Genomic DNA, 20,713 nt, shown 5'->3' on the forward strand with positions numbered 1-20,713 from the left:
CTTTACTTATCTAGGTGCTTTTCAGTGCTAAAACGTACTTCACCAAGGTGGTTAATCGCGCTCATTGTTAGCGTTTCGCCATTGATAGAGATACTTAAAAAACCCGGTGTTGCTTCTGCGTAGCGGGTAAATTCACGTTGTTTGACAAACCGTGCTTCACTGCCACCACCAGAGACAAAGTGAGCCACCTTGCTATTTTTTGGTTGATTGTATTGCAAGTCATGCTCGTGCCCTGCGATATAAACGTGCACGTTATGGCGTTCTAAAATAGGTTCTAAAATGTCGCGAAGACCTTGGTTGCGACCAAAGCGTTTACCGCTAGAGTAGAGCGGGTGATGGCCAACAACAATTTTCCATTTTGCGTTACTGCCGGCAAGTTGGGTTTCAAGCCATGCCAATTGTGTTTGATAGCTTTGACCTTGGGTTGAGCGGTATTTTTCACGGGTTTTATATTCAGGTTGAATCGGGTTGGTATCTAAAAAAACCATTAACACTTGCTCGTTGTTTTCAAGTGCAAATGTTTTACTGTAGTACCTTGCTGGTAATTGCCAGCGCTGACTTTTTGCTGTGTAGTCAATTTGTGCTTGAGCATTACCAAGGTAATCGTGATTCCCCAAAACAACATACCAATCTTCAAATGTGTGAGGGCCGTGGTATATATTCTCAAAGGCTGATTGCCAAAGAGGATCGTTCACACTTGCCACACCATTTGGGTAAAAGTTATCGCCGGTCGAGACAACAAAATCGGCATCGGTTTGGTACATGGCGATTTCTAGCTGATGAGCCACCTCTTTTTGATAAAAGTGGCCGTTGTGTCCCCAATCACCAATAACCATAAAGTTAAGGCTATTAGGTAACGTAGTTAACTTGGCTATTTTTTGTTGTTGATATAGCGCATCTTTATAAATAACGGGCTCACCAGCACTAAGCGCTGATGAGCACAGTAGCGCGGCCATTATGAAAGACAATTTAAACATGTTTTAACTCCAAAAAAGCACGCGATGGCTTGCCAATACGTGCTTAAAATGACAATACGTGTGATTAAAATGCGTAACGTAGCATTACTTGAATCACAGGACCTGCTTCTTCAGACTCAAGCTCGTACTCATCAAAGTTACGATTATTTTGATCATCAAGAGAGTCAAACTTGTTGAAAACTTCATCTTTACTGGCATCAAGTAGGTTTGAACCAACTAGGCGAAGCGTTACATTTTCCCAGCGTTTTTCTACGAATAACTCTAAATCAGCACCATAAGAGGTTGTCACTTCTTCACCCACAAAGCGTCCGTATGCATCACCTTGATTACGGTACGTTGCACCAAATGATGCGCCAAGTGTTGGTAAATCTTGGATAAAGCCTACGTTATAAACATAATCAGATTGATCATTAAATTTACGCTTACCAAAGCTGTCTTCAACTTCACTGTCGAGCCAAGAGTAATTTAAGAAGATTCCAGTGTTAGGCATGTTCAAGGCGCTTAGTGGAGTTGATAAATCAAACTCAACACCTTGAACTGTGCCATCACCAGTATTTTGTGGTTGCAGTACAAATGTGCCTTCGCCTTCAGAGCCTTCAACACCGGTACTGGCAATTTCAATAAGGTCGCTAACGTCACGGTAAAATACGTTTACACCAACAACACCACTTTTACCTAAACGGTATTCGTAACCCAAATCGATCCCCCAAGATGATTCTGGCTTAAGGTTTGAGTTACCTAAAAAGTCATTATCGGCGAGCTCTTTTTCAAGTAAGGCGGGTGTCATGTAGTCAAAGTCAGGGCGGCGTAAGCTGCGAGCAACAGAGGCACTGACTCGTCCGTTATCGCTGATGCTATAACGAAAGTGAGCCGACGGTAAGAAAAAGTCATAATCATTCTCGGCAGTTACGCCTTCATTGGTATCAGTAATACTTGAATCAGTTGACTCCCAGCGCACCCCCATCTCCCACGAGAACACATCGGCTTCGTGTTTGATTAGCGCAAATAAATCAAAACGGTCTTCTTCTAGGGTATTAACGCCACCAGCCACTGGTTCAAAGGCGTTGTCAAAACCGGCAAGAGTCAGTGGATTCTTAGTAAATTGATCCCAATTGGTAAAGTCTTTTTCAAGCTCATCTTCAGCGACAAAAATAGCGGTATCGCGCTCTTTGCCTTGTATAAAAGCACCAAATTGAATTTCTTTTGAATCACCTACTAGTAAGCTGTGCTGCCATTGTAATGACCATTCTTTATCATCGATATCAACGGTTTCTTCTGCTTCTTCAAATACCATTGGAAGTTCTGAGGTATCAAGCTCAACTTCTTGTTCGTAAACAGACTCTTCAAAGCTGGCGTAACCCACTTTAAATTTACTGGTGCCGCCGAGCAGAGGTAATTCATAGCCAGAGTTAATGTTGTAGTTGGTTTGATTAATAAACGAAACGTTTGCGTTATCTGAGAGTAAATTACCCCCTTCAACAACAGAGCCTGATGTTGCCGTTGGGTTGTCGTATTCAAAAGAGCGCTCATCTTCGGTACGGTCGGTATCAACCCACATGGCGCTAATATCAAACTTACCGCCATTATCAAATACCTTCTCAAAGCTGGCATTTAAAGAGGTATCATCGCCATCACGGGTATCAGATTGATCTTCACGGTTATCAAAATCGTCTGTTGCGTAATTCGGGTTATTTTCAGGGCTATCACCATAACGTCTGCTTGATTTTTGTTTTGGGTTATAACGACCTTGTAAATTAGCGCCTAACAGTAAACGCCCGCCTGCAAACTCAGTGCCGTAAACGCCAGCAAAGCTCTCTTTTATTTCGCCATCATCATAACGTAAGCCACCAGCGCGAATATAACCGCCGTCTAAGCTATAGCCATCGCGTAGTACAATATTAAGCGTACCTGCTATGGCATCGGCAGAGCGGTTGGCACTAGATGAACGAATAATTTCTACACGCTCAATTAATTCTGCAGGAATACGGTCAACAAAGAATGAACGGTCAGCACCTGCGCCCGGAACTTCCTCGCCATTAATAAGTACTTTAGTGTAAGCAGGGCTTAAACCGCGCATACGTGCGCCGTCTGATTCCAGTACATCAGATAAAAAAGTAACACTAGGAACACGCTTTAATGCATCACCTGCGGTGAGTGGTTCAAAACGCTGGAAGTATTCTTGTGAGTATTCTAGCGTGGGCGCTAGTTCTTGCGAGCGGTTGCGATAACCAATCTCGCCATATACCACAAGTTCTTCAGAAACCTTTACTTCAGGTTCTCTTGGTGATGTTTGTTCTTGTGCATTCACGCTAACACTAAATTGGCTCAGTGCTAATGCCGCCACAACAGCATTTAACTTAAATTGTTTCATTGATTTGCTCCGGTTGTCCTTGGTTTGGTGAGCAAACTAAAAAAAGTTAATGACGCTAATGTGACAGTTTTACCGTTAATTCCTGACAAAACGCCAACTTAGTGCTTTTTAAACAGACATTTGAGCTGTTTAAACACGGCTCCAGCGCACTAAAGATGGTTATTACTAGGTTAAATACCTATAAATTTTAATCTCAATGTCATATCAATGAGCCAATATGACCCTGACGAACACAGCATGACTAAGCTAGCATGCAGACCAACATAGACTAAAGAAGCCACCCTAATGCGATATAACCCATTTACCAACCATGCAAAATTAACCAACACCATCATTATATTGTTAGTTATTGCTGTAGCAATATGTACTTATTTTGGCGAACTTAAGCAATGGCAAGACATTGCGTGGCTCGATATTGTCGGTGAGGGCGGGATTGTGTTGATGACTCTCAGCTGGATAGTTGCATTACTTATTTCACGTCCGCCAGGCAAAGTAACCACCTTATTGGTGCTAGGTTTGGGTTTGTTTATGTTCTCCGCCACGCTCGATTTACTCGATGAGTGGTTAAAACAACCACCACAATTATGGCTCACTTGGTTTGAATCACTGCCAGCGCCGTTTGGTATGTCGCTTACCAGTGTTGGGCTTTATTATTGGCATCAAGAACAATTTGTTTTAAATCGTCAATTGCGTCGTCGAGAAGCGCATCTGCGAGAGCATGAAAAAGTCTGTCCTGTAACAGGGTTATACCGAGTTAACTACTTACATTCACTGATGCAGCAACGCCAAACAGAGCAGCAATCCGCCACTTTAGGTGTTATTGATATTCGTGATTTTGCAAAGTTTAATGCGCAGTTTGGTTTTAGTGAAGGCGATAGGTTACTACGAGAAATTAGTGATTTATTAGTAATGAATTGCCGATTAAACGATGTGCTATGTCGCTATGCCGGTGATTGCTTTATTGTACTTATGCCGAATACCAGCCAAAGCCAAGCCAAAGAGCTATTAGCGCAAATGAAAGCGGCGCTTAATCACTGTGCGTTTAAAGTCGCAAAAAGCAAAGGTGCACAGTTTCAGCATATTTTAACCGCCACCATGGCAATGGATTTAGAGCAAGATCCAGTGCAGCAAACCAGCCAGCTACATCAACAATTACAACAACAAAAGGCGCTTGTAGGTGCAGCAGTATATTAGCTTAGACGATAAATACCTCAGCGCCGAGGGGATTATCACTGCGCTGGTGGAGCTTGCTCAAGGACGAGGGATCCCGTTGCATAAATTGCTGCGTGGTACGGGTATTTTTGAGCAAGATTTATATGACCTATCACAGCGTTTTAGTTTATCGCAGTTATTGGCTTTAATTAGCCAGTTTAAAACCTTAATGAAGAGTAACGACAGTGGTTTTTTACTGGGTCATCAATTGGTTAATGATGTTAGCCCTGCAGTGCAAAGTGTGCGTTTAAGCCCAAGTTTAGGTATGGCTTTGAAGCAATTACAACAAATTCGCACTGTTATTGCGCCTTTATTTTTTACCCGTAAGCATATTTTTCAAGACGATTTTTATCTGTACTTGCAACCGAGTATCGGTATGGACGAGTCATTAAAAAATTATTGTTTTGAAATATATAGTGCCGCGTTAATTAGCTTACTTAAAAGAGTGAGTGATCACTACCCACAGTGTTATTTTGATTTTACCTGTAAGCGCCCGCGGCATATTCAAGAGTATGAGCAGCACTTAGGCTTACGGGTTCGGTTTGAACAACCCTACACCCGTTGGCACTTTAATAAACAATTACTTAAGTGCTCAAACCCAGAGTCAAGCCCATTGCGGTGGCAGCAGTGCATAGCGCAAAGTCCATTGCCTAAAAATGTATCTTTGTCTTTTGTTGAGGCGGTTTGCCTATCCATTTACCACAATACAAACAATAATCTCGTTAGTACTGCAGAGCAATTTGCTATGAGCTCGGCGACTTTTAAGCGCAAACTGAAACAGCATGGTTTTAGTTATTCACAATTACAAGATGAACAAAACAAACTTAAAGCGCTTTATTTACTGGGGGTGTGTCAGCAAGGCAATGAAGAAGTCGCGATGCGTTTAGCATTTTATGATATTCCTAATTTTCGCCGTGCATTTAAGCGTTGGACAGGTATTACGCCGAGTCAGTTAAAAGTATAATTAAAAACTGGCAGCTTGCTCTATAACAATGCCATGGCGCTTTGCAAGGCGCTGATGATCTCTGTCATAACCTCCGCCAATCACAGTGGCTACAGGGGTGTTATTTGCTAGGCAACGCTTAAGTACTAAGTGGTCGCGCTTTTCTATACCTTGCCAACTAATATCCAGTTTACCTAAGCCATCCTCTTGCCAAATATCAACGCCAGCATCATACAAAACCAGATCTGGGTTAAGCTCGTTCAATAAAAATTGCAGGGTATCGTCAACAATACCTAAGTATTCAGCGTCTTGTATATTATTGGCTAAACCAATATCTAAATCGCTAGGGGACTTTCTAAATGGGAAGTTTTTCTCACAATGTATTGAACAGGTAAACGCATAAGGTTGATGAGCCAGCATGGCTGCGGTGCCATCACCTTGGTGAACATCTAAATCAAAAATCAGTACGTTAGTCACTTCACGGTTTTGAATTAACGTCTGTGCGGTAAAAGCTAAATCGTTCACCATACAAAAACCCGAGCCAAAATCACTGTGGGCATGGTGAGTGCCGCCCGCTAAATGGCACGCAAGCCCACTTTTAAGCGCTAAACGCGCAGTTTGCAGTGTCCCTAATGGGGCGGTAAATGTGCGGTTCATTAGTGCTTGTGACCAAGGTAGGCCTATACGGCGCATGGCTTTTTCATCTAGGCGGTTATGCCATAAATCGTGAATGTAGTTTTCACAGTGTACTATTTCTAACTCTTCAACACGACCATGTGGTGGCTCAATGATATTATCGCCAGCTAACCCTATTGTTTTAACATGCTGGTATAGCTGCGCAAATTTACTCATTACAAAGCGGTGTTTGGGATCAAAACTAAACGAGTAATTAGGATGATAAACTAAAGGTAGATTGGGATTTAAATTCATATCTGCGTCGTTTAATTATTTTTGGTTATGGTAATCAACTTCACGCAGTGCGTCTATTTATGTTTGGTAAATAAGCGTTTCAAGCTCACGGTGTAATAATGTTTCATCAGCAAGGTTTAATTCAACCAAGCGCTTTAAATGCGTAATGCTGTCTATATCAATGTTATGACATTTAAGACCAATATGATTTTCTTCTATATGACGAATAACCACCGGCATTTTTATTTCAATATCGCTTTGTGGCAAGGTAAAACGTAATATTGCTTCGTCATTTTTGTTGCCTGCAAAGGCATCGCTTTTAGTGATCAGTGCACCATGTAAAGAAATATCTAATAGGGTACATGCATACTGGGAGCTAGCCGTTTCCAATTGCGCTGCTGTAGAGAACATAATACGAGAAAATTGCCGACGGTTTTGCATAATAATCTTATAAAGTTGTTATTTATAATAAGCATAGCTGGTAATGCTCAACACGCCAATTTGCTCAAAGATAAAAATAGCTCGCATAAAAAAGCCCCGCATAAAATGCAGGGCTTTTAACTTATTAACGGTGGCTGTTAGCCAATTTTTTTGTACTTAATACGCTTAGGCTGTGCAGCTTCTGCGCCAAGGGTCTTTTTAAGCCATTCTTCGTACTCAGTGTAGTTACCATCAAAGAAGTTAATTTGGCCTTCGTCACGGTAATCTAAAATGTGTGTAGCAATACGGTCAAGGAACCAACGGTCATGCGAGATACACATGACACAACCAGGGAATTCTAAAATAGCATTCTCAAGAGCACGTAATGTTTCAACATCCAAGTCATTGGTTGGCTCATCCAGAAGCACCACGTTGCCGCCTGCTTTTAACAGCTTAGCTAGGTGTAAACGGTTGCGCTCACCACCTGAAAGGTCTTTAACAAACTTTTGCTGATCGTTACCTTTAAAGTTAAAACGGCTAACATAAGCACGGCTTGGGAACTCAAAGTTACCAATTTTTAGTACATCTTGGCCGTCAGAGATTTCTTGGAATACCGTTTTGCTTTCGTCCATGTTGCCACGGAACTGATCAACAGTTGCCAGTTCTACTGTTTCACCAATGCTGATATTACCGCTATCTGGCTGCTCTTCACCGCTTAGCATTTTGAATAGCGTTGATTTACCTGCACCATTGGCACCAATAATACCCACAATAGCGCCTTTAGGCATGCTAAAGCTTAAGTCATCAATTAAAACGCGGTCGCCAAAGCTTTTACGTAAGTTGTTTACTTCTAATACTTGGTCACCTAAACGTGGGCCAGGTGGAATAAACAGCTCGTTGGTTTCGTTACGTTTTTGGTAATCAGACTGTTGTAGCTCGCTAAACTGTGCCATACGCGCTTTTGATTTAGCTTGACGACCTTTAGGATTTGAACGCACCCATTCAAGTTCTTGAGCAATTGATTTTTGACGTGCTTTTTCAGATTTTTGCTCTTGCTGTAAGCGGGCATCTTTTTGCTCAAGCCAAGACGAGTAGTTACCTTCCCACGGAATACCTTCACCACGGTCAAGCTCTAAAATCCAGCCAGCAACATTATCAAGGAAGTAACGGTCATGCGTTACTGCCACAACGGTGCCTTCGTAGTCATGTAAGAAGCGCTCTAACCAGGCAACCGACTCAGCATCTAAGTGGTTAGTTGGCTCATCGAGAATAAGCATGTCTGGCTTTTCAAGTAACAAACGACAAATAGCAACACGACGACGCTCACCACCCGATAGGTGCTCAATTTTAGCATCCCACTCAGGTAAACGCAGTGCATCGGCAGCACGCTCTAATACGTTATCGATATTATGACCATCATGCGCTTGAATAATCGCTTCTAATTCACCTTGCTCTTTTGCCAGTGCGTCAAAGTCAGCGCCTTCCATTGCGTATTCGTTATACACTTCGTCAAGGCGGTTAAGGGCATGTTTTACTTCACCCACAGCTTCTTCAACAATTTCACGAACTGTTTTGCTTTCGTCCAAAACAGGCTCTTGCGGCAAGTAACCAATTTTAGTGCCTGGTTGAGGGCGAGCTTCACCTTCAAAATCTTCATCAACACCTGCCATAATGCGTAGTAATGATGATTTACCAGAACCATTTAGACCTAGCACACCAATTTTTGCGCCTGGGAAAAAATGCAACGAAATATCTTTTAAGATAGTGCGTTTTGGTGGCACAACCTTAGATACTCGACTCATCGAGAATATAAACTTATCAGGTAAAACCATAGAAGAAGCCTTCAATAATAATAAAAATTTCAATGCTGTATTGTAGTGGCTCACAGGTGAAACAGTCAACGAATGGGGCTGTTTTAAAGTACATATTCAATTTGTACAAAACGCGTGAATAAATTTCATTTAGACATCTATACATCTAGAGGTTGATATTTTTCACATTCTGTTCATAATGAGAGCGTATTAATTCTCGGTTTTTATGAGCAGGAGCTTTAAGAATGCCAATTACAGTAGAAGACGAATTGCCAGCTATTGCACGTTTACGTCATGAAAACGTGTTTGTAATGCCAAAAACACGTGCAAAAACGCAAGAAATACGCCCTATGCGTTTGGCTATTCTTAATCTTATGCCTAATAAAGTAGAAACCGAAGTACAGTTTATTCGCTTGTTGGCTAATTCTCCGCTGCAAGTAAATGTTGAGCTATTGCGCCTAGACACGCACCGTAGCAGTAGTAACTCAGAGCAACACTTAGATACCTTTTATCGTTATTTCTCAGAAGTGAAAGACAACAACTATGATGCACTATTAATTACCGGTGCGCCGCTCGCACATTTAGAGTATGAAGAGGTGGCGTATTGGGAAGAATTCAAAGTGATTATTGATTGGGCCGAGCAGCATGTAACCTCTACCTTGTTTTCTTGCTGGGCTGCCCACGCGGCTTTATATCACCGTTATAATTTAAAGCGCGATTTAAAAGAAAATAAACTGTGTGGGGTGTTTACCCATCAATGCTACTTTGCCCATGGTGCACTTACCCGCGGCTTTGACGATACCTTTTTAGTGCCGCACTCACGCTATGGCCACATAGATATAAATAAAATAAACGCCTGTGAAGAGCTGGTGGTATTAGCGGGCTCTGAACGAGTCGGGGCTTATTTACTTAAAAATAAATCGGGCAGCCAAGTGTTTATTACCGGCCACCCAGAATACGATGCCGACAGTTTAAAAGCCGAATATGAGCGCGATTTACAAAAAAGCCCTGATGCGCCAAAGCCCGAAAACTATTTTCCTGATGACGATGCCAGCAAGCAACCATCTAAAACATGGCAAAGCCACGCGTTTTTGCTGTTTTCAAACTGGTTAAATTATTACGTTTACCAAACCACACCCTATGATATTAACTTAGTTAGCCAAGACGTAAGGACTAACAACTATGCCGAATAATCCTCAAAACAATAAGCATCAAGAGCTGAGCGCTGCGCTCAAACAGCGCATTTTAATTTTAGATGGTGCAATGGGAACCATGATCCAAGCGCATAAGCTTGAAGAGCAAGACTACCGTGGTGAACGTTTTAAAGATTGGCACGTGCTTATTAAAGGCAACAACGATTTATTAAGCCTAACCAAGCCAGAAATTATTACTGATATACACCGCAGCTTTTTAGCCGCTGGTGCCGATATTATCGAAACTAACACCTTTAACTCTACCACCATTTCGATGGAAGATTACGACATGGCGAGCATAAGCCGTGAAGTCAATTTAGAGTCGGCTAAGTTAGCCCGCGCTTCATGTGATGAATTTAGCGCCAAAACCCCAGAAAAACCGCGCTATGTAGCCGGTGTGTTAGGGCCAACGTCTAAAACCTGTTCGTTATCGCCGGATGTAAACGACCCCGGCTATCGTAATATCACCTTTGATAAGTTAGTGACTGCGTATGTTGAGTCAACCCTTGCGCTTATGGAGGGCGGTGTAGATATTATTTTAATCGAAACCATATTCGACACGCTTAATGCAAAAGCCGCCTCGTTCGCAGTAGAAGAAGCGTTTGAACAAGCAGGGCGCACATTGCCAGTGATGATTTCAGGTACTATTACCGATGCCTCAGGCCGTACGCTTTCAGGGCAAACAACCGAAGCATTTTATAACTCTATTCGCCATATTAAGCCGCTTTCAATCGGCTTAAATTGCGCCCTTGGGCCAGATTTACTGCGCCAATACGTTGAAGAGCTATCGCGTGTGTGCGAAACCTTTGTCTCTGTTCACCCTAACGCGGGCTTACCTAATGAGTTTGGAGAATACGACTTAGAAGCAGACGACATGGCAAAAGAGATCATAGATTGGGGTAAATCGGGCTTTATTAATATTGTTGGCGGTTGCTGCGGCACTACGCCTGCGCACATTCGTGCCTTTGCCAAAGGGCTTGAAGGCACAGCACCACGAAAATTACCTGAGCTTGAAGTGCGTATGCGTTTATCAGGCCTAGAAGCCTGTAACTTAAATTAAGGAGCCGCCAATGACCCAACAAATTGCAGTATTTACCAATGTCGGCGAGCGTACTAACGTAACTGGCTCGGCGATGTTTAAACGTTTGATCATGGAAGAAGACTACGAGACCGCCCTTAATGTGGCCCGCGAACAAGTAGAAAATGGCGCACAGGTTATTGATATCAACATGGACGAAGCCATGCTGGACTCAAAAGCGGCCATGGTTAAGTTTTTAAACTTAATTGCCTCAGAGCCTGATATTTCTAAAGTACCTATAATGGTCGACTCCTCTAAATGGGAAGTAATAGAAGAAGGCCTAAAGTGTATTCAAGGCAAGGCCATTGTTAATTCCATTTCACTAAAAGAGGGTGAAGAGCCGTTTATTCGCCAAGCTAAAATTATAAAACGCTTTGGCGCCGCCGCTGTTGTGATGGCATTTGATACCGACGGCCAAGCCGATACTGCAGATAGAAAATACGAAATATGCGAACGTAGTTACAGAATATTAGTCGACGAAATTGGCTTTCCGCCAGAAGACATTATATTCGATCCCAATATATTTGCCGTTGCCACCGGCATAGAAGAGCACGACAACTACGCCGTAGAATTTATTGAAGGCACCCGCCGTATTAAGCAAAACTTACCGCACTGTAAAGTGTCGGGTGGGGTATCAAACGTATCGTTTTCGTTTAGAGGTAATAACCCAGTACGTGAAGCGATTCACTCGGTGTTTTTATACCATGCTATAAAAGCGGGTATGGATATGGGCATAGTAAACGCAGGGCAGCTTGCGGTTTACGACGACATCCCCGAGGAACTTCGTAAAGCCGTAGAAGATGTAATTCTTAACACCGACTCAGGTGCGGGCGAGCGCCTTGTTGAACTTGCGCCTAAATATTCAGGCATGGCACAAGCTGAGCGGGTAGAAGATTTAGAATGGCGCACTTGGCCTGTAGAGAAGCGCTTGGAGCATGCCCTTGTAAAAGGCATAACCACCTTTATAGATGAAGATACAGAAGAGTGCCGTGCTGGCGCCGATAAACCTATTCACGTCATTGAAGGGCCACTCATGGATGGCATGAACGTGGTTGGGGATTTATTTGGTGCCGGTAAAATGTTTTTACCCCAAGTGGTTAAATCGGCTCGTGTGATGAAGCGAGCCGTAGCCTACCTTGACCCATTCATTGAAGCCGAAAAAGAAGAAGGCGCCACCAACGGTAAAATTGTTATGGCTACCGTAAAAGGTGACGTGCATGACATAGGTAAAAACATCGTAGGCGTAGTACTACAATGTAATAACTACGAAGTAATCGACCTTGGGGTAATGGTACCAGCAGATAAAATACTGCAAACCGCCATTGACGAAAAAGCCGATATTATAGGCCTTTCAGGTTTAATTACCCCATCGCTTGATGAAATGGTACACGTAGCCAAAGAAATGAAACGCCGAGGCTTTGAGCTACCGCTCATGATTGGTGGGGCAACCACCTCAAAAGCGCATACCGCAGTAAAAATAGAGCCGCAGTACGACAAAGGCGTGGTGTATGTAAATAACGCCAGCCGCGCTGTGGGTGTAGTGTCTAACTTACTTTCTAAAGAGCATAAAGCAGAATTTTTAGCTAAAACCACCGCCGAGTACGACAAAGTACGCGAACAACAAGCACGCAAAAAGCCGCGCTCAAAACCAGTTACCATACAGCGCGCCCGCGATAATGCTGCAAAGCTCGATTGGGATAACTACACACCACCCGTGCCGAAAAAGCTGGGCGTGACCGAGTTTAAAAATGTATCAATCGCGACTCTACGCAAATACATAGACTGGACGCCGTACTTTATGACCTGGTCAATCGCCGGTAAATATCCGCGCATAATGACCGACGAAGTAGTGGGTGAACAAGCACAAAGCTTGTTTAAAGACGCCAACGACATGCTCGATGAGCTTGAAAAGTCAGGCACTTTGCAGCCATTGGGTGTAATTGGTTTATTCCCTGCAAACCGTGTGGGCGATGATATAGAAATTTACACCGACGAAACGCGAAAAGAGCTATTAACTACCTCATGCCATTTACGTCAGCAAACCGAAAAAACCGACTTTGCTAACTACTGCCTAGCCGATTACATTGCGCCAAAAGGCACACCCGATTACTTTGGTGCGTTTGCGGTAACAGGCGGTTTAGAAGAGGACGACCTCGCCAATGCGTTCGATGCCAAGCAAGACGACTATAATAAAATAATGGTAAAAGCCGTAGCCGACAGACTCGCTGAGGCGTTTGCCGAATACTTGCACGAACAAGTGCGTAAAGAGTATTGGGGTTATGCACCGGATGAAAACCTGGGTAACGATGAGCTAATCCGCGAAAACTACCAAGGTATTCGCCCAGCACCGGGTTACCCAGCGTGCCCAGAGCACACTGAGAAAAAGAAAATTTGGCAGTTACTCGATACTGAAAAACGCATTGGTATGCAGCTCACCAGCTCGTACGCCATGTGGCCAGGTGCTGCGGTGTCGGGTTGGTACTTTTCACACCCACAAGCAAAATACTACGCCGTAGCGGCAGTACAACGTGACCAAGTGGAAGACTACGCCAAGCGAACAAATATGACGCTCGCAGAAGCCGAAAGGTGGTTATCGCCTAACTTGGGGTATGAGCCGGAGTAAAGCGAAGTGGTTAAATAGCGAAGCGGTCAGTTTTTAGCTGTCAGCTATCAGTTAAAACAAAAACGAGCCAAGTTAGGCTCGTTTTTTATTTTTGTATCTTTTTATCGCAATAAATATCGATAACTCAATTGTTTACATAATAGGCATTAGATGTGACTATTGAATGAATTGAACGTGTAGTCTAGGTATTAATTTTTTGGACTAAGCATAAAGAATACTAAGTTTTAGTTACTCTAATTAAGGAATTATAATGCAGACAATTACGGAAGATCAGCTATCTCTTGAATATTACGGTGCAGCAGTTGAAAAAGGGCAGCTAAAAGCGAAAGATGTTGCTCGCTATATTTTAGCACTAGATGAATTTATGAACGTGATTACAACAGAAGCTTATGGTAAAGATGCATCGCTATGTATGGATGTCTCAGGTTTTAGAGGGCAATCATTTGATATTGATTTTTTACTACAGGTGGTAGGTTTATCCTCTGGAGCATTATTTTGTACTAGCTCCCCCAAAGACCTTATTACTCTGGCTACTGACTCAATTAAATTATGTATTCATTTAGCTGGCAATCAACCGAAGCAGTGCACACCAGATAGTAATGCGAATACAGTTAATATCGAAAACTCTAATGGTCATACTCAGGTATTTCATATTCAAACGCTAAACGTTCTTTCTGATCCAAAAGCTGCTAATTCGTTAGATACATTTATTAGGGAGCCTTTGGTTAAAGGATTAAGCGAAGTAAAGTTAAAATCTTCAAAGTTTGATATCCAAACTAAAGCTTCGGCTAATGATGCTGAATTTTTTAAACCTCTTGATTTCGATTTACCAATTTCAAAAAATACAATTACTACAGGTTTAACGATTGAATCTCCATCCTTTAAAGATGGAAATAAGTGGAAATTATTTGATGGACAGTCCAGTTTTTATGCAGAAATTACTGATAGAGAGTTTATTGATACTGTTGATAAGGGAGAGAGGTTTGGAAAAGGGGATCTATTAATAGTTGAAATGGAAATAATTCAGACTAAAACACCGCAAGGTTTGAAGATCGAAAAACTTATTACGAAAGTTACCGATCATAAAGAAGCGCCTCAACAGAAAGGTATGTTTTAAGATTTTAGGTCAAAGTATTAGCACATAACGAAAGTCAAAATTGAAGGTTTTTTAATGAAGTATCTAAATTACATATTGCTTTGCCTATCCCTATTTTTCACATCGAACACATTTGCGCTTGAGCAAAAGTATCACGAGAGTGTTTTACCTGTTATTACTGCTTTTAAAATGCATGATAAAACTGCGATTGCTGCGCATATTCGCTACCCTCTAAAAAGGCAATATCCATTGCCCGACATTAAAAATGAAGTTGAGTTTATTACCCGCTTTGATGAAGTGTTTGACGAAGAACTTGTTGGCGTTATTGCCAGTTCAAATATTGATACTGATTGGGATAAAGTGGGTTGGCGCGGCATTATGCTCAATAACGGCATAGTGTGGGTAGACAAAGACGGCAAAATTATTTCTGTGAATACACAAAATGCCACTGAGCAAGTGCGTGTTGAAAAGCTAATTTCTCAAGATAAACAATCACTCCATTCAAGTATTAAAACCTTTCAAAAACCAATACTCGATTGGGACACAGCAAAATACCGAGTTCGTGTTGATGATTTAGGCGATGGAAACTTCCGTTATGCGTCGTGGAGCATTGATAAAAGCCCAAGCGATAAGCCTGATATCGTTTTAATTAATGGTGATATTACCTTTGAAGGTAGTGGCGGCAATCATCACTATACGTTTAAAAACGGACGTTACAGTTACGTATTGCAAGTAACTGTAATTGGTTGTGATACCTCACCACCAGGTTGGCTTGAAGTATATAAAGACGATAAGTTGTTATTGTCTGACGCTGTGATAAGTGCAGTTAATAAAGCTAATTAAGTTTCTAGTGAAGAGCGGCTATTTTTAACTTACTGTGAAACGTAAACTGCGATCGAGAGAGGGAACTAGCTATGAAAACAATCGGCATGCTCGGAGGTATGAGTTGGGAGTCAACAGCCAGCTATTACAAAGTTTTAAACGAAGGCGTTAAAAACTCATTGGGTGGACTACATAGTGCCAAAATTTGTATGGTGAGCGTCGATTTTGCAAAAATTGAAGCGCTACAGCATCAAGGTGATTGGCAACAAACAGCTAAGTTACTCACCAAGGCAGCTAAATCTGTAGAGGCTGGTGGTGCCGAGTTTTTACTTATTTGTACCAACACTATGCATAAAGTGGCCGATGAGATTGCCAGTAATATTACTATTCCTATTTTGCATATTGCCGATGCCACCGCTGAGCAACTAAAGCACGATAACATTACGCGAGTAGGGTTGTTGGGAACGCAATTTACAATGGAGCAAAACTTTTACAAAGAGCGTTTAACTAATAAGCATAACATTGAGGTATTAATACCTGAGCCTAATGAGCGAAAGCGAGTGCACGAGGTTATTTATTCGCAGTTATGCCAAGGGATTATTGATGACGATTCGCGAGCTGATTATATACGCATTATAGAGCGATTATTTGCACAAGGCGCGCAGGCCATCATTTTAGGCTGTACTGAAATCGCCTTGTTGGTAAAGTCACAACATACGCAGGTTCCGCTTTACGACACCACCAAAATACATGCCGAGGCAGCAGTGAAGTTAGCACTGGCAAAATAGTTAAGCTTGAGATAACAAAAAAACCGCCAATTGGCGGTTTTTTATTAGCAAGTAAAGCTGTTAACACGCTTATATTAATGACCTTTCTCAAAGTCATTTACTTCGCGCTCGGCTTAACTTCCTTTAACCTATACATCTGAAGCTTTAATTATTGTATTTTATATAGGCTTGTTTATCATATGAGGTCTATTTACAAAGGCATGTGAATATTTAAGCTTATAGGGAATCATGTAGCAACCCTCCACAAAATGTTCACGGCCTATTTTTAAGGCTTCTTGTTTATGTCATTTTTAACGACACTTAAAAAGTTTGGTAATCATATTGGTGCTTACAAAGTGCACTTGTGCCCTGAGGTGAAAGGCCAAGTTAGTGAAAAGGGCAAGCCTTTATCTAATGTGAGAATAGACAGAGTATTAAATTTTTCTGATGGCAAATGTGCTGAAGATTTCACTTACACCGATAAGAACGGAAGTTTCTTACTACCTGAAATTAATATCCGTTCTAATCAACCAGCAGTCCCACTTGCTGAGATTTTTACTTCTCAAGCTATTTATTTATCCTACAATCATGAAGAATATTGCCTTTGGGGTTCCAGATTGTCAGGCGCTAAATACCGAGAGGAATATGCAAAAAAATTAAGGCAATTAATAGCCGATACCACTGATGAAAAGGTTCTTTTTAAATTTGAGAATAAAAAAACTGAAGGCTATAAATTTGAAGCTTTAAGTATCTGTCGTTGGTCTGATGATTTTGAAGTAGTGGAAAAAAATGCTTATTTTGACCTTTCAGAAATTGAAACGGATGAAAATTAATAAAACAAAACCTAAATTATAAGGAAATATTGATGAATGTTTTAAGCCCTGCAATAGCTGCTAACTTTGCTGCTATCTCATACGAAAGCCTTGATAAAAGAGGCTTAAGAGCTAATCCATATTTTGAAAGGATTAGCTCTTTATTTTCATTCGAATCAGAATCTATAAAAGGTGTAAGTGGTTCTATTCTTGAGCGAGTTTTTAATCACTCGACCAATTTTGGCTGTATTGCAAAAGGTAAGAAGGGTGCATATGAAGATGATTATGTTTTAGCTTTACGTGGCACGGCAAAAATACGTGATGTTGTTACTGACTTACATTGTGGTTTAAGTACTTGTAGTAATAATCAACCTGTACATGCAGGCTTCAACCATACATTTAACTCTTTCAAAAATCAGTTAGAGCTGTATTTTAAACAAAGCACTAAGAAAAAATTAAACATTCATGTTGTAGGTCATAGTTTAGGTGGTGCTTTAGCAAACTTAGCTGCTAACTGGTTAAAGCAACGTTTTGGAGCGAATGTAAAATTATATACTTTTGGTGCGCCGCGAGTTGGTTATAATAGTTTTGCAGTAAAAACTGAGTCCGCAACAGATAATAGCATTTATCGTTGTGTACATGCAGCCGACCCAGTTCCTTTAGTGCCTGTGTGGCCATTTATGCATACGGAGCAAGAATATATTTTACACGGTGCTGCCACTATTACTCCAAAAGCACATAGTATGACTAAGGATACGCCAGGATATTTGCATACAGCTAGCAACTTCAAAAGTTATTCTGCTATTAACAAGGGAATGGAAAAACGAATTCAAGAAGAGGTAAGGCTTGATTATGATAGACGACTCGAATGTAGCCGCACCTCTAAATGGGCTCGGAAAATTGGTGCAGCTTTAATTACTCATTTACGTGAGACTGGTAAATTATATGCGATACAAAATCATTTTTCGAACGCTCTCACAGTATACGATCAGATAGCTAAAGCATTAGCTGATAGCATTGATTTTTCTAAAAATTGTACTAAAGATGTAAAAGGGATTTTAGGGCATATGCTGACATTTTGTGGCTATCCATTTCAGGTGATTTCTTTTACTTACGCTTCTATTAGGCATATTTTGCAATTAATGCTTAAAAATATTTTTGCACTTGCTGGCGAAGCGCTAGCATTAGCAAAACCTTCCTAGAATTAAGGTATACAAAAAACCGCCAATTGGCGGTTTTTTATTAGCAAGTAAAGCTGTTAACACGCTTTATTTTAATGGCCTTTCTCAAAGTCATTTACTTCGCGCTCGGCTTCCTCTTTCGATTTACCGTATTTTTGCTGAATTTTACCAACAAGCTCGGTACGGCTACCTTCAATTTTATCTAAATCATCGTTGGTAAGATCGCCCCATTTTTGCTGCGCTTTACCTTTAAGTTCTTTCCAGTTTCCTTCGATACGATCGCTATTCATAATTAGCTCCTTATTAAGAGTGATGATTTTTCATTTTAAAAGCGTTACTAATAAAATGATTTTTAACGTTCACTTATAAAGTTGCAAAGGCTATACCAGAAAATAAAACTTTTAATTTCATTTATATATCAACTGCTTATGGTTTTTTGATGCGTAAAGTCTTTTAGCTGGTGGCGAGCTTTATAAAAATTCTGCAGGGTGGCTTGTAATTATTGCAGGGACTGTGACTTCAGGGGCTGTTACTTCAAGGGGGATTATTGCAAGTACACTGTGCTGGTTTTTATAAGTACAAAAAAAGCGAGCTATTAAAGCTCGCTTTGGTGTTTAATAAAGGAATTAATGTCTAAAGCTTGGCATTAGCGCAGGAATGCCTGGCAGCATACCTACCAGTGCCATTACACCGGTTAATAACACAAACATAATAAGTGGGATGATCCAGCGGCTCATTCGTGATAAATCAGCACTTCTTTCTTTACAGCCAATAAGGCCCAAGTTATCCAAAAGCATAGTCAGTGACCAACCAAATGCAGGGTTTACTAAGCTTGAGGCAAACACCACAATAGCTGCCGACTGCGTGGTTTTACCTTCACGGGTCATTTCCATACCCGCTTCAAGTAGTGGAATAAACACCCCTACAATTAAGGCAACACATAATACTGGCTGCCAAATAGCTAAGTCCATTGGATAGCCCCAAACACCCGCGATAATACAAAATAACGCAGTTAAAATAGCGCCTGCAGGAATAGGGCGTTTTGCAATAGCAGCAGGAACAATGTAAGTGCCCCAAGATGATGCAAAGTTAGCACCGCCTAATAGCGAGCCAAAGGTTTGTCTTGTTGATGCGCTAAGCATGGTATCGTCAATATTCATTTGTACTTTTTCAGTACGCTCTGGGTAACTAATTTTTTGAAATACTTGATGGCCTAAAAAGTCAGGCGACCACATAGCAACCGCTAAAACTGCAAAAGGAAGTACAACTACAAAGCTTTCAGCGGTTGGTAAACCAAGCATCCAACCAGTGTTTTCCCCCCACCAGTACATAGGGTTCATGTTTGGTAAGCCTGGAGCTGTATGAAACTCAAACGGTGCGCCCAATGCAAAAGCAGTAAAACCACCAATTAAACAGCTCAGTGGCACGGCTAACCAGCGTTTTTTGTAATGCTCCAATAAAGCATAAAGTAAAATTGTGGCTAAGATTACGATAAAAGCAATATGGGTCATTTGAATTTCTTCAGCCCATGCAAACAGCTTTTTAACTTGTGAAATGGTACCCACAAAGCCTAAATAGAGGAGTAGGCCACCACACACCCCTTTACTGGTGAGCTTGGCCATGAGGCTGCCGCCTTTACTAAATGCTAATATCAATCCAAAGGCACCTATGAGTAAACCAAAGGCCATAGGGTGTCCGCCTGCGGCAACTACAATAGGAATTAATGGAATGAGTGGGCCATGAGTACCCGCTAAGTTAGCGGTCGGTAAAATAAAGCCCGAAAATAGTAAAATAAATAGCGAAACAATTAAAAGTTCGTAGCGTACGTTTTCAAGTACAAAGCCATCACTTAAACCCAAAGGGCCTGCAAACGTGGCAGCAATGGCTGCAACCATGACTACTTTCCCTATAGTAGCGGCCATCGCAGGAATGGTGTCTTCAAATTCAAAGCGATAATCTCTAAATGGTAAATTTGGACGCCAGCGTTTTGGCTGCATAATTTGCAGTTCGTGCTCTAGGTAAGCGTCGCGGCTTTCAAACTCAGAGCTGGGCTTATGAAGATTTTCATAGCTATCGGACACGGTTTGAGTATCCGCTCCTGGTATAGCATCAGATGAATTATCATCTAGCGGCTTGGTGGTCATGACTTCTCCTGCAACTTAGTTGCTAACTCAAAATAAAAATACAGCTTTTACAAAGCAAATGAACATTGAGTGCGCAGGGTAAAACAGCTTGCTACAGATTGTAATTAGGCAAAAGGTCGTGCATAGCCCAGTTTAACGCTTTGTAAGTGTTAACAAAAATGGCAAAGGGATGTGTTGTAACTGGCTTGTTAAATCTAAAAGATATTTAAATTCAATGTCTTATGTTTTTGTTTTTACAGTGTGATCTTGCCATGCAGAATAGCAAAAAGGTCATAAAATCAGCAGGTTCAGCAGCAATCATTCTTTAGTCTAATAAAGGTGGCGTTAGCCGCTATTTGCTTATTATAAATACAA

17 protein-coding genes are annotated in these 20,713 nt (G+C 41.4%); 10 read left to right on the forward strand and 7 right to left on the reverse strand.

Annotated elements, in window-relative coordinates:
- Positions 1–2: 2 nt before the first annotated feature.
- A complete protein-coding gene (locus PTET_RS04430) occupies positions 3–977 on the reverse strand; it encodes a metallophosphoesterase (protein ID WP_096038273.1) in 975 nt (324 codons plus the stop codon).
- A gap of 64 nt (positions 978–1,041) precedes the next feature.
- Positions 1,042–3,348 carry a TonB-dependent receptor plug domain-containing protein gene (locus PTET_RS04435; RefSeq protein ID WP_096038274.1) on the reverse strand — a complete coding sequence of 769 codons (2,307 nt, stop codon included), beginning with the start codon at positions 3,346–3,348 and terminating at the stop codon, positions 1,042–1,044.
- A 285-nt stretch (positions 3,349–3,633) separates the two neighbouring features.
- Here PTET_RS04435 and PTET_RS04440 point away from each other — a divergent pair, with 285 nt between their 5' ends.
- Positions 3,634–4,542 (forward strand): GGDEF domain-containing protein, encoded by a 909-nt coding sequence (locus tag PTET_RS04440; RefSeq protein WP_096038275.1) that lies wholly within the window; start codon positions 3,634–3,636, stop codon positions 4,540–4,542.
- Positions 4,526–5,524 carry an AraC family transcriptional regulator gene (locus PTET_RS04445; protein WP_096038276.1) on the forward strand — a complete coding sequence of 333 codons (999 nt, stop codon included), beginning with the start codon at positions 4,526–4,528 and terminating at the stop codon, positions 5,522–5,524. The genes PTET_RS04440 and PTET_RS04445 overlap by 17 nt, the downstream gene beginning before the upstream one ends.
- Here the strand turns inward: PTET_RS04445 and PTET_RS04450 are convergent, their stop codons facing one another.
- The 3 genes from PTET_RS04450 to ettA all read right to left on the reverse strand — a co-directional run bounded on the left by PTET_RS04450 (position 5,525) and on the right by ettA (position 8,664).
- Positions 5,525–6,433 (reverse strand): histone deacetylase family protein, encoded by a 909-nt coding sequence (locus PTET_RS04450; RefSeq protein WP_096038277.1) that lies wholly within the window; start codon positions 6,431–6,433, stop codon positions 5,525–5,527.
- Positions 6,434–6,490: 57 nt separating this feature from the next.
- Positions 6,491–6,853, reverse strand: a complete 363-nt coding sequence (locus PTET_RS04455; RefSeq protein WP_096038278.1) for a PilZ domain-containing protein — start codon at positions 6,851–6,853, stop codon at positions 6,491–6,493.
- A 137-nt stretch (positions 6,854–6,990) separates the two neighbouring features.
- Positions 6,991–8,664 carry an energy-dependent translational throttle protein EttA gene (gene ettA, locus PTET_RS04460; RefSeq protein ID WP_024601901.1) on the reverse strand — a complete coding sequence of 558 codons (1,674 nt, stop codon included), beginning with the start codon at positions 8,662–8,664 and terminating at the stop codon, positions 6,991–6,993.
- A 224-nt stretch (positions 8,665–8,888) separates the two neighbouring features.
- Here ettA and PTET_RS04465 point away from each other — a divergent pair, with 224 nt between their 5' ends.
- From PTET_RS04465 to PTET_RS04500, 8 genes are all read left to right on the forward strand, one after another.
- Entirely contained in the window at positions 8,889–9,836 is a 948-nt protein-coding gene (locus PTET_RS04465; protein WP_016899385.1) for a homoserine O-succinyltransferase, read from the forward strand.
- Positions 9,826–10,896, forward strand: coding sequence for a homocysteine S-methyltransferase family protein (locus tag PTET_RS04470; protein ID WP_016899386.1), 1,071 nt, complete (start codon positions 9,826–9,828; stop codon positions 10,894–10,896). The genes PTET_RS04465 and PTET_RS04470 overlap by 11 nt, the downstream gene beginning before the upstream one ends.
- A gap of 10 nt (positions 10,897–10,906) precedes the next feature.
- The gene (gene metH, locus PTET_RS04475; RefSeq protein ID WP_096038279.1) at positions 10,907–13,537 is read left to right on the forward strand and encodes a methionine synthase; all 2,631 of its coding nucleotides are present in this window, start codon (positions 10,907–10,909) and stop codon (positions 13,535–13,537) included.
- 250 nt (positions 13,538–13,787) lie between these two features.
- Positions 13,788–14,654 (forward strand): hypothetical protein, encoded by an 867-nt coding sequence (locus PTET_RS04480; protein WP_013464370.1) that lies wholly within the window; start codon positions 13,788–13,790, stop codon positions 14,652–14,654.
- A gap of 54 nt (positions 14,655–14,708) precedes the next feature.
- Positions 14,709–15,476: a hypothetical protein gene (locus tag PTET_RS04485; RefSeq protein ID WP_096038280.1), complete on the forward strand. Its 768-nt coding sequence runs from the start codon at positions 14,709–14,711 to the stop codon at positions 15,474–15,476.
- A gap of 71 nt (positions 15,477–15,547) precedes the next feature.
- The gene (locus PTET_RS04490) at positions 15,548–16,243 is read left to right on the forward strand and encodes an aspartate/glutamate racemase family protein (protein WP_013464372.1); all 696 of its coding nucleotides are present in this window, start codon (positions 15,548–15,550) and stop codon (positions 16,241–16,243) included.
- A gap of 281 nt (positions 16,244–16,524) precedes the next feature.
- On the forward strand, positions 16,525–17,055 hold the full coding sequence (locus PTET_RS04495; RefSeq protein ID WP_013464373.1) for a DUF6795 domain-containing protein: 531 nt from the start codon (positions 16,525–16,527) through the stop codon (positions 17,053–17,055).
- Between the two features lie 32 nt (positions 17,056–17,087).
- Positions 17,088–18,236 (forward strand): lipase family protein, encoded by a 1,149-nt coding sequence (locus PTET_RS04500; protein ID WP_013464374.1) that lies wholly within the window; start codon positions 17,088–17,090, stop codon positions 18,234–18,236.
- A 71-nt stretch (positions 18,237–18,307) separates the two neighbouring features.
- On the opposite strand, the gene PTET_RS04505 is transcribed toward PTET_RS04500, so the two are convergent.
- Positions 18,308–18,505 (reverse strand): CsbD family protein, encoded by a 198-nt coding sequence (locus PTET_RS04505; protein WP_010391132.1) that lies wholly within the window; start codon positions 18,503–18,505, stop codon positions 18,308–18,310.
- A gap of 336 nt (positions 18,506–18,841) precedes the next feature.
- Positions 18,842–20,359, reverse strand: a complete 1,518-nt coding sequence (locus tag PTET_RS04510; protein ID WP_013464375.1) for a DUF3360 family protein — start codon at positions 20,357–20,359, stop codon at positions 18,842–18,844.
- Between the last annotated feature and the right edge of the window lie 354 nt (positions 20,360–20,713).

This window comes from Pseudoalteromonas tetraodonis (assembly GCF_002310835.1).
GTDB lineage: Bacteria > Pseudomonadota > Gammaproteobacteria > Enterobacterales > Alteromonadaceae > Pseudoalteromonas > Pseudoalteromonas tetraodonis.